This is a genomic window from Streptomyces sp. PR69, assembly GCF_026420845.1.
GTDB lineage: Bacteria > Actinomycetota > Actinomycetes > Streptomycetales > Streptomycetaceae > Streptomyces.
The window spans coordinates 29,627-43,983 of sequence record NZ_JAOWCB010000039.1; the positions used below are offsets into that span (position 1 = coordinate 29,627).

General features: G+C 71.3%; 11 protein-coding genes. 7 read left to right on the forward strand and 4 right to left on the reverse strand.

What is annotated here, in order from left to right; all coding sequences use genetic code 11:
* Positions 1 to 592: 592 nt before the first annotated feature.
* The 7 genes from OF819_RS25825 (at position 593) to OF819_RS25855 (ending at position 8,248) form a co-directional block, all read left to right on the forward strand.
* Complete coding sequence (locus OF819_RS25825; protein WP_267246041.1) at positions 593 to 1,849, forward strand: NAD(P)-dependent malic enzyme; 1,257 nt, start codon at positions 593 to 595, stop codon at positions 1,847 to 1,849.
* A gap of 876 nt (positions 1,850 to 2,725) precedes the next feature.
* Complete coding sequence (locus OF819_RS25830) at positions 2,726 to 3,313, forward strand: phosphoesterase (protein WP_267246042.1); 588 nt, start codon at positions 2,726 to 2,728, stop codon at positions 3,311 to 3,313.
* On the forward strand, positions 3,310 to 4,881 hold the full coding sequence (locus OF819_RS25835) for an alkaline phosphatase D family protein (RefSeq protein ID WP_267246043.1): 1,572 nt from the start codon (positions 3,310 to 3,312) through the stop codon (positions 4,879 to 4,881). The genes OF819_RS25830 and OF819_RS25835 overlap by 4 nt, the downstream gene beginning before the upstream one ends.
* Before the next feature lie 77 nt (positions 4,882 to 4,958).
* A complete protein-coding gene (locus OF819_RS25840; RefSeq protein WP_267246044.1) occupies positions 4,959 to 5,924 on the forward strand; it encodes a zinc-binding dehydrogenase in 966 nt (321 codons plus the stop codon).
* 60 nt (positions 5,925 to 5,984) lie between these two features.
* Positions 5,985 to 7,442, forward strand: a complete 1,458-nt coding sequence (locus OF819_RS25845; protein ID WP_267246045.1) for a glycoside hydrolase family 5 protein — start codon at positions 5,985 to 5,987, stop codon at positions 7,440 to 7,442.
* Between the two features lie 33 nt (positions 7,443 to 7,475).
* Complete coding sequence (locus OF819_RS25850; protein WP_240134920.1) at positions 7,476 to 7,685, forward strand: helix-turn-helix domain-containing protein; 210 nt, start codon at positions 7,476 to 7,478, stop codon at positions 7,683 to 7,685.
* Positions 7,685 to 8,248 carry a Clp protease N-terminal domain-containing protein gene (locus tag OF819_RS25855; protein ID WP_267246046.1) on the forward strand — a complete coding sequence of 188 codons (564 nt, stop codon included), beginning with the start codon at positions 7,685 to 7,687 and terminating at the stop codon, positions 8,246 to 8,248. Before OF819_RS25850 ends, OF819_RS25855 begins: the two co-directional genes overlap by 1 nt.
* Before the next feature lie 338 nt (positions 8,249 to 8,586).
* Here OF819_RS25855 and OF819_RS25860 read toward each other — a convergent pair whose 3' ends face one another.
* From OF819_RS25860 to OF819_RS25875, 4 genes are all read right to left on the reverse strand, one after another.
* On the reverse strand, positions 8,587 to 9,495 hold the full coding sequence (locus tag OF819_RS25860) for a PadR family transcriptional regulator (RefSeq protein ID WP_267246047.1): 909 nt from the start codon (positions 9,493 to 9,495) through the stop codon (positions 8,587 to 8,589).
* Between the two features lies 1 nt (position 9,496).
* Positions 9,497 to 10,363 carry a DUF4097 family beta strand repeat-containing protein gene (locus OF819_RS25865; protein WP_267246048.1) on the reverse strand — a complete coding sequence of 289 codons (867 nt, stop codon included), beginning with the start codon at positions 10,361 to 10,363 and terminating at the stop codon, positions 9,497 to 9,499.
* 152 nt (positions 10,364 to 10,515) lie between these two features.
* Positions 10,516 to 10,695: a DUF6104 family protein gene (locus OF819_RS25870; RefSeq protein WP_152776632.1), complete on the reverse strand. Its 180-nt coding sequence runs from the start codon at positions 10,693 to 10,695 to the stop codon at positions 10,516 to 10,518.
* Between the two features lie 154 nt (positions 10,696 to 10,849).
* The coding region (locus tag OF819_RS25875) for a multifunctional oxoglutarate decarboxylase/oxoglutarate dehydrogenase thiamine pyrophosphate-binding subunit/dihydrolipoyllysine-residue succinyltransferase subunit (protein ID WP_267246049.1) at positions 10,850 to 14,357 on the reverse strand (3,508 nt) is incomplete at its 5' end.

The window sequence follows — 14,357 nt, forward strand, 5'->3', positions numbered from 1 at the left end:
GTCCGGGTGCGTCGTCCGTGGCCGTGCGGTTGCCGTGCGGTGGCCGTTGCGGCACGGGCGCGTGCACTCGTCCGTGTACTCATCTTCGAGTGTCGCGACCTTGTGTGTTTTGGGCATCTTGCCATTCGGACTAGCCCAAGCAGGGGGCTTCGCATGTCAAAATCGGATAACGGGTCACCCCCGAACCCCCACAGGCCGGTACATCAAGGCCGGACCTTTCGCGGGATTACCTTCTTCCCACCGGAAGATCTCCTGTCCGTCGTGCGTTGTCGGCGTTATTCACTGCGCAAAGCGGGCTTGTCCGTATTTCCGGGATATCTGGGATTTCCGTCCGTGAGGTCCTATGAGGCGCGTCACGCGGCTTGTGATCGATCACAAATGGACTCGTCGGGCCCATGGCCGGTCCGGTAAGAAGGACGTTTACACCCCTCATCCGGGGCTCAGGGCGCGTTGTGCGGCGCGCCCGCGCGTACGAACCTCCTCCGCGAGGCGGGCCAACCGCCGAGCGGGGACCGGACGCGGTGCCCGCCCACCCCTCCTCAACCAGGAGTGGCCACCCTCAACTGATGAAGACTTAAGGGGTCAACGAAACATGGCAGCGGAGATCGTCAATCCTCGCAGCGACAGTGACACGGAACGCGACCGTGAGCGCTCCGCCGGGGGCAGCGGCACAGACGCCGCGGAAGCTCCCGGCGAGCCCTTCGATCCGGCCTTCGCGCTGCACCGCGGCGGGAAGATGGCCGTCCAGGCCACGGTGCCCGTCCGCGACAAGGACGACCTGTCCCTCGCATACACGCCCGGTGTCGCCAAGGTGTGCACGGCGATCGCGGAGCAGCCCGAGCTCGTCCACGACTACACCTGGAAGTCCCAGGTCGTCGCGGTTGTGACGGATGGGACCGCGGTGCTCGGACTGGGGGACATCGGCCCGGAGGCGTCGCTTCCGGTCATGGAGGGCAAAGCGATCCTCTTCAAGCAGTTCGGCGGCGTCGACGCGGTGCCGATCGCGCTCGCCACGACCGATGTCGACGAGCTCGTCGAGACCGTCGTCCGCCTCGCGCCGTCCTTCGGAGGAGTGAACCTTGAGGACATCTCGGCGCCCCGCTGCTTCGAGATCGAGCGCAGGCTCCAGGAGCGGCTGGACATTCCCGTCTTCCACGACGACCAGCACGGCACGGCGATCGTCACCCTGGCCGCGCTGCGCAACGCGGCGAAGCTGACCGGGCGCGAGCTCGGCGAGCTGCGCGCCGTCATCTCAGGCGCGGGCGCGGCGGGCGTGGCCATCGCGAAGTTCCTCCTGGAGGCGGGCATCGGCGATGTCGCCGTGGCCGACCGCAAGGGCGTCGTCAGCCGGGACCGCGAAGACCTCACGCCGGTCAAGCGCGAGCTGGCGGAGATCACCAACCGGGCGGGGCTCACCGGATCGCTGGAGAAGGCGCTGGCCGGTGCGGACGTCTTCATCGGCGTCTCCGGCGGCACGGTGCCGGAGGAGGCGGTGGCCTCGATGGCCCCGGACGCATTCGTGTTCGCCATGGCCAACCCGAACCCCGAGGTGCACCCGGACGTCGCCCACCGGCACGCGGCCGTGGTCGCGACCGGCCGCAGCGACTACCCGAACCAGATCAACAACGTGCTGGCCTTCCCCGGGATCTTCGCGGGGGCGCTCCAGGTGCGGGCGTCCCGGATCACGGAGGGCATGAAGATCGCGGCGGCGAACGCGCTGGCGGATGTCGTGGGCGACGCGCTCGCGCCGGAGTACGTCATCCCGTCGCCGTTCGACGAGCGCGTGGCGCCCGCGGTGACGGCGGCGGTGGCGGCGGCGGCGAGGGAGGAGGGGGTGGCGCGGCGGTGACGCCGTGACGCCTTGCGCGGGGGGTGCGGGTTCTTTTCCCGCCCTCCCGCCCTTTTGGGTGTGCGGGGGCTTCGCCCCCTTGCACCCCCTGGCGGCGCTGCGCGCCGTTCCTGTGCTTGTTCCGTCCTGTGAGGCGCGGGCGCGCTTTCGGGTTTCTTGGGGTGCGGGGTCTTGTCGTGCCTCGGGTGGTCGGGGCCCCTCCGGGCTCACCTCCTCAAGGCCGGCGGCGTGACCGGTCCTGTTCAGGGCCACCCCGGTCTTGCCGCCGGTCCTCTGCGGGGGCGACCCTGCACGGCCCCTCCGCCGCAGACAGGCGCGGCTCCCCGGCGTCCCGCCCCTCCGCCGCAGACGGGCACGGCCCCCGGCGTCCCGCCCCTCCGCTCCTGACGGGCGCGGCTCCCCGCAGTCGGCTCCTCCGCACCTGAGGGGTCTCGGTCCCCCGAAGTCGGGCCCCGCCAAGCCAGACAGGTGCCCAGTCACCCCGGTCGGCCCCTCCGCGCCATGCGGGTCCCGTTACCCGCATGGCGGCTCCCTGCACGGTGCGGGGACCTCGCCCAGCTCCCGCGTCTGACAGGGCGTCGGACCTTTCCGCCCGCCCGCGCTTGGCTGGGGTGCCGCGCTCCTTCCCGCCTTCCCGAGCGCGGTGGGGTGCTGGAACCGTGCGGGTCCCCCCACGCCCCCAGGGCGAAGGGGGAGGTGGGTGGGAGAGGCGCCTGCCCGGGCCCCGGGTGCCTGCGCGGAGTGGGGCGGTGCCCAGGGGCGTCCGGTGCCCCGGGGGTTACCGGGGAGTCCGCCCCGTGGGCTTTCCTCCGACGTCTTCCGAGGTTCACCGTCAGCTGCTGGTATGCGCACGCCATTTCGAACCTGGAGGCGTGTGTGAATCTCGTGGTCAACGGCGACGCCGAAAGCGGGCCCGGCGGCACCGCCGAGCCCGTGCAGGATGTGACGGGCTGGCGGATCGTGCAGGGGGCTCCTGCGCTCATCTCGTACAGCTACGGCGGCGGCTATCCGACCGCCGCCGACCCCGGACCCGCCGACCGCGGGAGCCGGTTCTTCTCCGGGGGGAACAGTCCCCGCACGGCGCTGCTGCAGGACGTCGCACTGCCCGAGCGGGGTACGACGGGCCGGCGGGCGGTCGACAGGGGCGCCGTGCGGTACACGGTCGCCGGGTGGCTCGGCGGCTACGCGGGCCAGGAGGACGGCGTCCGGCTGTCCGTGGAGTTCCGGGACGCGCAGGGCGCCCCGGTGGCGCTGTCGGTCCTCGGCCCGGTCACGGCCGCCGAGCGGCTGTCCCGTACCGCGCTTGTGGAGCGCACGGCGTCCGCGACCGTGCCCCCGGGTGCACGCAGCGCCCGTGTGCTGCTGGTCTTCACCCGTGCCGGAGGCACGTCCAACGACGGCTACGCGGACGGGATATCGCTCACGCTCAACGCCGCCACGGCCACTGCGAGGGGACGCAAGTGAAGCTCAACCGACGTGATCTGCTCAAGACGGCCGCCGCGGCGGGCGCGCTCAATCTCGCCTGGCCGCTGAGTGCGGGGCTCACGCCCGCGCAGGCGCGTGAGGCCGCCGAGGCGCTCGGCGCGGACTACGACCCCGGGCCGTTCACCCTCGGCGTCGCCTCGGGCGACCCGCAGCCGGACAGCGTGCTGCTGTGGACGCGGCTCGCCCCCGAGCCCCTCGCGCCGGAGCAGGATCTGCCGGAGATCGTCGAGGTGGAGTGGGTGGTGGCCAGGGACCGTTCGCTGCGCCAGGTGGTGGCCCGCGGGACCGTTCCCGCCTCCGCCACGCTGGGCCACAGCGTGCATGTGCCCGTGGGAGGGCTGTCCGCGGGCGTCTGCTACTGGTACGCGTTCAAGGCGCTCGGCGCTGTCAGCCGTGTCGGCCGGACGAGGACCGCGCCCGCCGGCCGGGTCTCGGAGGTCCGTTTCGCCGCGGCCAACTGCCAGGCGTTCCACGACGGCTACTACGCCGCCCACCGCGGCATCGCCCGCGAAAACGTCGACTTCGTCGTCCACCTCGGCGACTACATCTATGAGCACGGCCAGGTCGGCGGGGTCCCCGAGGACCATGTGCGGGACCACGAGGGCCCGGGGACCTTCACGCTCGCCGACTACCGCCGCCGCCATGCGCTCTACAAGGGCGACCGCTCCCTGCGTGAGGCGCACGCCGCGCACCCGTGGTTTCTGACCTGGGACGACCACGAGGTGGTCAACGACTACAGCGGCGGCGCGGGCGGCGCGCCCTTCATGCGGCGCCGGGCGGCCGCGTACCAGGCGTGGTACGAGAACATGCCGCACCGGGACAGCGGCGTCACCGGCGGCACGGCGCTGCCCGACCCGGAGATCCACCGGGTGCGCCGCTGGGGCGATCTGCTGGAGCTGACCGTGCTGGACCTGCGCTCGTACCGCTCGGCGCAGAACCTGCCGGACGGCACGATTCTGGGCGCCGAGCAGAAGTCGTGGCTGAAGCGGGGCATCTCCGACGCCCCCGACGCCTGGCATGTCTGGGCCAACTCGATCATGCTCAGCCAGCTCCGCCGCAGCCCCGGCGGCTGGTACATGTTCACCGACCAGTGGGACGGCTTCCTCGCCGAGCGGAAGGAGGTCCTCGGACATGTGCACAGCTCCGGTCTTGAGGATCTGGTCGTGGTCACCGGCGACTGGCACTCCGCGTTCGTGGACGACCTCCGGCCGGACTTCGACGACACGTCGTCGCCGGTCGTGGGCACGGAGTTCACCGCGCACTCGGTGACCTCCGGCGCGTACTCCGCGGACTGGAACAAGACCAACGGCCCGGTCATGGGCGCGGCCAACCCCCATCTGCAGTACTTCGAGGGCAACCGCTACGGCTATGACGTCTACACCGTCACGCCGGAACGGTTCAGCGCCCATATGCGGGTCATCGCCGACCGCCGCGACCCCGCCTCGCCGGTGTCCACGCTGACCACGTTCCATGTGGACCGGGGCAGGGCGGGCTCGTACGAGGACCCCGCGACGAAGAACTCCCCGGCCCAGTACCGCCGGGACTGACGGGACGGTCACGCCAGGACGCACATCACACCGGTGCGCGGTACCGCCGCGCACCGGCCCGGCCTACTCTCAGGCGCATGTTCGCTGCCTACGCTGCCCGCATCGACCGTGAGAACCCGCTCAAGGGACTTGAACTGGGCGAACGCCCCGCGCCTGAAGCCCGCCCCGGATGGCGGACGGTCACCGTCAAGGCCGCCTCCCTCAACCACCACGACCTGTGGTCGCTGCGGGGCGTCGGCCTCGGCGACGACAAGCTGCCGATGATCCTCGGCTGTGACGCCGCGGGCGTCGACGAGGACGGCAACGAGGTGGTGCTGCACTCCGTCATCGGCCAGACGGGGCACGGCGTCGGCCCCGACGAGCCCCGTTCCATCCTCACCGAGCGCTACCAGGGCACCTTCGCCGAGCAGGTCTCCGTCCCCGCCTGGAACATCCTGCCCAAGCCGAAGGAGCTGTCGTTCGAGGAGGCCGCCTGTCTGCCGACCGCCTGGCTCACCGCGTACCGCATGCTCTTCACCAACGCCGGGGTGCGCCCGGGGGATTCGGTGCTCGTCCAGGGCGCGGGCGGCGGCGTCGCCACCGCCGCGATCGTCCTCGGCAAGGCCGCCGGGCTGCGGGTGTACGCCACCAGCCGCGACGAGACCAAGCGGCGGCGCGCCGTCGAGCTGGGCGCGGAGGAGGCGTACGAGCCGGGGGCCCGGCTGCCGCGGCGGGTGGACGCCGTCATTGAGACCGTGGGCGCGGCGACCTGGTCCCACTCGGTCAAGTCGCTGCGCCCCGGCGGCACCCTGGTGATCTCCGGCGCGACCAGCGGCGACCGCCCCGCGCATGCCGAGCTGACCCGGATCTTCTTCCTGGAGCTCAAGGTCGTCGGCTCCACCATGGGGACCAAGGACGAACTGGAGGACCTGCTCTCCTTCTGCGCGGCCACGGGGGTGCGGCCGGTGATCGACGAGGTGCTGCCGCTGGACCGGGCGCGGGAAGGCTTCGAGAAGATGGAGAGCGGCGAGCTGTTCGGAAAGATCGTGCTGACGACCTCTTGATGGGCCGTCAGTTCTGCTGATGGGATCCGGCTCATGCGACTGGTGCGGGTGAACCCGCGTATGAGCCGGATTCTCCGTCTGCTGGTGACGGCCCTGGCACTCTGCTCCTGTCTGGCCGTGCCGGGGCTGACGCCGGCCGCCGCGGCCCCCGCCGCCCGCGGCCCCGCCCCCGCCGCACGCGCCGCGGACCGCCCGGACGGCATCCCGCCGCTGACCGACGACCGCGGCCGGGTGATCACCCTGCGTGGCTGGAACGTCGAGGACAAGACCGGCCGGGGCGAGTCGGCCCTGACGGCCGTCACCGAGAAGCACTTCCGCGATATGCGGGCGAAGGGGTTCAACGCCGCCCGGCTGCTGGTCTTCTGGGACGATCTGGAGCCGCGGCGCGGCCGGTACAGCCAGGAGTATCTGCGCCGGATCGAACGCATCCTGAACTGGGCGCACCGGCACGGCATCCAGGTGGTGCTGGACGCCCACCAGGACGTCTTCGGACCGGCCTTCGGGCGCCGCGGCATCCCCGAGTGGGCTGCCAGGACCGACGGCCTGCCCTTCACCCCGCACCCCGACGACTGGTTCTCCGAGTACTTCGAGCCCGCCGTGCAGCGGGCCTTCACCCATCTCTACGAGGACCCGGACCTCCGGCGCGCCCAGGCGCGGATGTGGCGCGTTCTGGCGGCCCGCTTCGGCGGCCATCCGGCCGTCCTCGGCTATGACCTGATCAACGAGCCGATGGGGGAGCTGCGGGACGGCGAGGACCTGGCGACCGCGGCCCGCCGGATCGAGCGCGAGCAGCTCACGCCGATGTACAACCGCCTCGCGGACGCGGTCCGCTCGGTCGACCGCGACAGCTGGCTCTTCGTCGAGCCGACGCCGATCGTCGGCGAGGGTGTGCCGACGGGCCTGGGCCGGATCGAGGATCCGAAGGTCGTCTACGCGCCCCACTTCTACAACACCGCCATGGAGGCGGGGGCGGACTACGACCCGGACGCGGGCTGGATCGAGGCGTACGAGGCAGCCGTCACGGTCTACCCCGCGCGGCAGCGCATCCCGGTGGTGGTGGGGGAGTGGGGGCCGCTGAACAACGCGCTGCCCAATATGTCCCGCTTCTACCGTGACGCGCTCGCCTCGCTGAGCCGCTACAGCTCCGGCTGGGCGGGCTATGTGTGGTGCTACGGCGGCGGCTACTGCGCGGTCGACGCCGAGGGCCGCTTCCGTGCCAACAAGGAGCAGACGGCGGCCCCGTACGCGGCGGCGGTCGCGGGGCGGGTCGCCGTCGACGCGTACGACCCCGGGGGCGGGACGTACCGGCTGCGATACCGGGCGACGGGCCGCGGGGCCGGCGTCAGCGAGCTCTCACTGCCCCCGGCTCCGGCCGGATGGCGGATCGCGGTGACGGGCCGCGCCTGGACGCCGACTGAGGCCGCGGCGCCGGGGAGGGCGTGCACGGTGTGGGTGCTCGCGGCGCCGGGGGCCGAGGTCGAGGTCATGGTCACCCGTGGCGATGTCAACCAGGGTTGACGGTCTTCGGCCTGTCAATGTAGGTTGACAGGTATGAGTGAGGCAACCGATCTCGCCCAGCGTGCGGGCGACCGCGATCCACGGGTGGGGCTGCGTGCCGTCGCCGCGCTGCGCCGGCTGCTGGAGCAGCTCGAAGCGGTGCAGGTGCGCAGCGCGCGCAATCAGGGCTGGTCCTGGCAGGAGATCGCGGGGGAGCTGGGCGTCAGCCGGCAGGCCGTCCACAAGAAGTACGGGAGGCAGTGATGTTTGAACGCTTCAGCAAGGACGCGCGCGATGTGGTGACCTGCTCCGTGGCCCTGGCGGAGCGGACCGGGGCGGACTCCGTCACCGAGGAGCATCTGCTGCTGGCCATGCTGGACCAGGAGGGCACGCGTGCGGCCTTCGCCTTCGCGGCGCTCGGCGTCGCCGACCGGCGCGCCTCGGTGGAGGCGGCCCTCGCGGCGGCCCGACGCCGCGGCGGGCTCTCCCGCGCGGACGCGGACGCGCTGGCCGGACTCGGCATCGATGTGACCGAGGTCGTCTCCAAGGTCGAGGCCGTGCACGGGGAGGGAGCGCTGCGGTCTGGCGGCAGGCCGAGACGGCGGTGGACGTCAGGACGCCGCGGCTTCACCCCTGCCGCGAAAGACGCCCTGGAGAAGTCTCTTCGCATCGCTGTGGCCCGCGGCGACCGCCATATCGGCGGCGAGCACCTGCTGCTGGCGTTGACGGCCATGCCGGGGGTGGTGGCGGAGGTCCTCGCGGACCACGGGGCGACGTATGAGTCCGCGCAGCGTGCGATGTTCGGGTCCGGTCCACGCGGCTCGTGACGGGCCGCCCCCGCCGGGCCCTTCCCGAAACCGGGGCTCCGCCCCCGGACCCCCCCGTCCGCAAACTCCCCCAGACTCCTTCCGGGATGCGCCTTTCAGACGGGCTGTTCCGGCGCAGCCGAATCCAGCCCCGCCTGGGGGCGCCTCCGTGGGGGTGCCCCTGGGGGCACCTCCCAGCGGTAGCTGGGGGAGGAGTCTGGGGGAGGTAGCTGGGGGAGTTCGAGACGCGGGGGCCTGGGCATCCCGGCCCCGCGGCGTCCGAGGCGCAAGGACTTGCACATCCGGCCTCGCCGGCCTCTGAGGCGCGGGGTGCGGGGTGCGGGCGGAGCCCCAGGGGCCTACGGCTTGGGGGCTCTGAGGAGCGCCGAGATGTGGGCCGCGGCCGTCGAGAGATGGCGGCGCGCCTCGGTCAGCTGCGCCGCCGTCACCCCGTGGTCCCGCGCCGCATCGCGGATGTCGTCGCGGAAGCGGTCGAGCAGCCGGTCCAGGTCCCGCGCCGGATCACCCGAGTCCCGGGTGTCCTTCGCCCACTCCGGGACCGTCTCCTCCGCCGGCTCCGGCCGGACGTACGGCGGCCAGGCCGCGCTCTTCGCCAGGCCGCCCAGCTGCGCGCTGAGTTCGCTGAGCCCTTCCCGTACGCCGGTCGGCCAGTCGCCCCGCGCGAAGTGGTCCTGCACCTGCTCCTGCACCTGGCGTGCGATGCGCTGCATCTCCTGACGCGCCGTCTCCTGCGCCTCCCGCGCCCGGCGCGACTCGTCCTTCGCCCGGCGCGTCTGCTCCTTCCACTCCTGCTTGGCGCGGCGCAGCTCCTCCTTGGCGGCCTGCCACGACTGCTCGCCCGTCGCGTCCTTCGGCGTCTGCCGGGTCTCGGTCGCCGCGGCCCGCATCTCGCTGCGCAGCTTGCCCGCCGCGCCGCGGACGTCGTCGCGGATCTCGGCGGCCAGCTCGGAGACCGACTCGCGGATCTCCCGCTCCAGGTCGTCGAGTTCGCCGGTGCGCCCGGCGAGCTCCTCGCGGCCCGCGTCCGTGATCGAGTAGACCTTGCGGCCGCCTTCCGTGGCATGGGTGACCAGGCCCTCGGCCTCCAGCTTGGCCAGCCGCGGGTAGACGGTGCCCGCGCTGGGCGCGTACAGGCCCTGGAAGCGCTCCTCCAGCAGCCGGATGACCTCGTAGCCGTGGCGCGGCGCCTCGTCCAGCAGCTTGAGCAGATACAGGCGGAGCCGGCCGTGGGCGAAGACGGGGGGCATGTCAGAGCACCTTCCCGGCAGCGGCGTCGGACGGTTCGCTGCCGGGGTCGGCCGGCGGGCGGCGCAGCAGGGCGATGGAGCCGGAGACGGTCGTCACCTTGAGGGAGCCGGTGCCCGCGCCCAGCGTGCCGGTGATCTTCTTCGCGCCCCACTGGCCGCTGACCCGGAGGTCGTCGAAGGCGTTGGAGACGGCGCCGCCCGTGGTGTTGATGCCGACCTGTGCGTCCGCGGGCTGGGGCAGCCGGATCGCCACCTCGCCTGAGACGGTGGTGAGCCGGATGTCGGGCGGTGCGGCGCCGGCGGCCGGGGCGAGGTCCAGCACCATGTCGCCGCTGACGGACTCCGCCCGCACGGACCGGCCCAGGCCCTCGATCACCGTGAGGTCGCCGGACACGGACTCAAAGCGCAGATCGCCCGCCAGCGACTGGGCCTCCAGGCTGCCGGAGACGGACTCGGCGCGGACGGCGCCGGTCAGGCCGACCAGCGTGGTGTCGCCGCTGACGCCGCGCACAGTGGCGTCGCCGCGGATGCCGGAGACGACGGCCCCGGCCCCGATGACGCCGACCTCGACGGCGGCGTCCGCCGGCACGGTGAGGGAGACGACCGCCTCGCGCCGCCAGCCCTTGGGGTCCAGCCATTTGAGGAGGCCCTTCCAGGGGAGGTCCTCATAGGCGACCGTGAGGGTGGAGCCCTGCTGGGTCACGATCAGCGGCGGGCCGTCCAGCGCCGAGACCTCGAGCCGGGCGGGGCCCTTGTCCGTGCCGACGACATTGACCGTGCCGTTGACGATGCGGACGTTGAGGGCGGTCACGGGATCGTCGAAGACAAGCTTGGCAGGCTCGGCGACTTCCCAGGTCGAGTGGGGCATGACGGGGCCTCCTCGGCAGCCGTAGCAACGCAACATATCGCGTCTCCTGGTAACACGATATATCGCGGTTGCCGGGTGTCAAGGCGGGTGGTGCGCTCCACCGTCTCTGCCGTCACCCGGGTTACGCCGTCACGCCGTCACGCCGTCTCCCGTCACTCTTCGTCTTCGTCGTCCAGCCGCGCCAGCCAGGTGGCCAGCCGCTCCACCGGCACCTCGAAGTCCGGGTTCAGATCGACGAACGTGCGCAGCTGCTCAGCGAGCCACTCAAAGGTGATCTCCTCCTCGCCGCGCCGCTTCTCCAGCTCTTCGATGCCTCGGTCGGTGAAGTACACGTCCAGCTCCAGTAGGCAAAAACGGGTTACGTGCTTGTACGTACAAGTGCGTAGATGCACATACAAGTATGGCGGGCAACGCAGAGGGCCCGGACCGCACCGCAGTGCAGCCCGGGCCCTCAGACGCGGTGGATCAGCGCAGCATCCGCGCAGGTCAGGCCTCGAAGACCTCGGAGACCAGCTGCTGCTGCTCCTGCTGGTGGCGCTTCGCCGAGCCGACCGCAGGGGAGGAGGAGTGCGGCCGGGAGATCCGGCGCAGACGCTCGCCGTGCGGGATGTCCGCGCCGACCGCCAGATCCAGGTGGTCGATCAGGTTCAGCGCGATGAACGGCCACGCACCCTGGTTCGCCGGCTCCTCCTGCGCCCACAGGTACTTCTCGGCGTTCGGGAACTTGGCGATCTCGGCCTGCAGCTCCGCGCCCGGCAGCGGGTAGAGCCGCTCCAGCCGGATGATCGCCGTGTCCGTGACGCCGCGCTTCTTACGCTCCGCCTCCAGGTCGTAGTAGACCTTGCCGGCGCAGAAGACGACCTTGCGCACGCCCGCGGGGTCGACGGAGTCGTCGCCGATGACCGGCCGGAAGCCGCCGACCGTGAACTCCTCCGCCTTCGACGCCGCGGCCTTCAGACGCAGCATCGACTTCGGGGTGAAGACGACGAGCGGCTTGTGGTGCGGGTTGTGGACCTGCCAGCGCAGCAGGTGGAAGTAGTTCGACGGCAGGGTCGGCATCGCGACCGTCATGTTGTTCTGCGCGCAGAGCTGGAGGAAGCGCTCCGGGCGGGCGGAGCTGTGGTCCGGGCCCTGGCCCTCGTAGCCGTGCGGCAGCAGCAGGGTGACGCCGGAGGTCTGGCCCCACTTCTGCTCGGCGGAGGAGATGAACTCGTCCACCACCGTCTGCGCGCCGTTGACGAAGTCGCCGAACTGCGCCTCCCACATCACCAGCGCGTTCGGGCGGGCAAGCGAGTAGCCGTACTCGAAGCCCATCGCCGCGTACTCGCTGAGCAGCGAGTCGTAGACGTTGTAGCGGGCCTGTTCCTCGTTGTTCAGGTAGAGCAGCGGGGTGTACTCCTCGCCGGTCTCCTGGTCGACCAGGACGGCGTGGCGCTGGCCGAAGGTGCCGCGGCGGGAGTCCTGGCCCGCGAGCCGCACCGGGATGTTCTCCATCAGCAGCGAGCCGATGGCCAGCGTCTCGCCCATGCCCCAGTCGATCGTGCCGTCCTCGACGGAGGCGGCGCGGCGCTGGAGCTGCGGCAGCAGCCGCGGGTGGACGGTGATGCCGTCCGGGATGTTCACCTGGGACTCGGCGATCCGCTTGACGACCTCCTGGGAGACCGCGGTGTCGACGTGCACCGGGAACTCGGGCTGGGCGTCCGGGACATGTGCCGGGGCCGGGTGCGAGGTGGCCTCGCGGACCTCCGCGAAGACCTTCTCCAGCTGGCCCTGGAAGTCCTGGAGCGCCTGCTCCGCCTCTTCCAGCGTGATGTCGCCGCGACCGATCAGCGACTCGGTGTACAGCTTGCGCACCGAGCGCTTCTTGTCGATCAGGTTGTACATCTGCGGGTTGGTGAACTGCGGGTTGTCGCCCTCGTTGTGACCGCGGCGGCGGTAGCAGATGAGGTCGATCACGACATCCTTGTTGAACGCCTGGCGGAACTCGAAGGCGAGCCGGGCCACGCGGACCACGGCCTCCGGGTCGTCGCCGTTCACATGGAAGATCGGGGCCTCGATCATGCGGGCCACATCGGTCGCGTACATGGACGAACGCGAGGACTCCGGGGCGGCGGTGAAGCCGACCTGGTTGTTGATCACGATGTGGACGGTGCCGCCGGTGCGGTAGCCGCGCAGCTGCGACATGTTCAGCGTCTCGGCGACGACGCCCTGGCCGGCGAAGGCCGCGTCGCCGTGCAGGGCGACGGGCAGGACGGTGAAGTCCGTGCCGCCCTTGTTGATGACGTCCTGCTTGGCGCGGGCGACGCCCTCCAGGACCGGGTCGACGGCCTCCAGGTGGGAGGGGTTGGCGACCAGGGAGACCTTGATCTGCTCGCCGTCGAGGCCGGTGAAGGTGCCCTCGGCGCCCAGGTGGTACTTCACATCGCCGGAGCCGTGCATCGACTTCGGGTCGAGGTTGCCCTCGAACTCCCGGAAGATCTGCGCGTACGACTTGCCGACGATGTTCGCCAGGACGTTGAGGCGGCCGCGGTGGGCCATGCCGATGACGACCTCGTCGAGACGGGACTCGGCCGCGGAGTCGATCACCGCGTCGAGCAGCGGGATGACGGACTCGCCGCCCTCCAGCGAGAACCGCTTCTGGCCGACGTACTTGGTCTGCAGGAAGGTTTCGAACGCCTCGGCGGCGTTCAGCCGGCGCAGGATGCGCAGCTGCTCCTCGCGCTCCGGCTTGGTGTGCGGACGCTCCACCCGGTCCTGCAGCCACTTGCGCTGCTTGGGGTCCTGGATGTGCATGAATTCGATGCCGGTGGTGCGGCAGTAAGACTCACGCAGCACGCCCAGGATGTCGCGCAGCTTCATCATCGACTTGCCGGCGAAGCCGCCGACCGCGAACTCGCGCTCCAGGTCCCACAGGGTGAGCCCGTGCTCGGTGATGTCCAGGTCGGGGTGCTTGCGCTGGCGGTACTCCAGCGGGTCGGTGTCGGCCATGACATGGCCGCGGACCCGGTAGGAGTGGATCAGCTCGAAGACGCGCGCCGCCTTGGTGACGTCGTCGTCGTGCGAGGCGTCGATGTCCTTGAGCCAGCGGACCGGCTCGTACGGGATGCGCAGCGACTGGAAGATGTCGTCGTAGAAGCCGTCCTCGCCGAGGAGGAGGTTCGCCACGATGCGCAGGAACTCGCCGGAGGCGGCGCCCTGGATGACGCGGTGGTCGTACGTCGACGTCAGCGTCATGACCTTGGAGATGCCCAGCTTGTTCAGGGTGTCCTGGGAGGTGCCCTGGAACTCGGCCGGGTAGTCCATGGAGCCGACGCCCATGATCACGGACTGGCCGGGCATCAGCCGCGGCACGGAGTGGACGGTGCCCAGACCGCCGGGGTTGGTCAGCGAGACGGTGACGCCCGTGAAGTCGTCCATCGTCAGCTTGTTGTTCCGAGCGCGGCGGACGATGTCCTCGTACGCCTGCCAGAACTCGAAGAAGTTGAGCGTCTCGGCCTTCTTGATGCCGGCGACGACCAGCTGGCGGTCGCCGTTCGGCTTCACCAGGTCGATGGCGAGGCCGAAGTTGACATGCTCCGGCTTGACCAGGGTCGGCTTGCCGTCCTTCTCCGCGTAGGACCAGTTCATCGACGGCATGGCCTTGATGGCCTGCACCATCGCGTACCCGATGAGGTGGGTGAAGGAGACCTTCCCGCCGCGGGCGCGCTTGAGGTGGTTGTTGATGACGATGCGGTTGTCGAAGAGGAGCTTCACCGGGACGGCGCGGACCGAGGTGGCGGTCGGCACCTCCAGCGAGGCGTCCATGTTCTTCGCGACGGCGGCGGAGGGGCCGCGCAGGGTGATGAACTCCGGGCCGGCCGGGGCCTCGGCGGCGGGCTTCTCCGCCTTGGCCGGCTTGGCGGCCTGCACGGCCTTCGCGGCGGCGGGCTTCGCCGGGGCGGGCGCGGCCTTCGCGGGAGCCGGGGTCGCGGCGGCGGGCTTGGCGGCCGGCGCT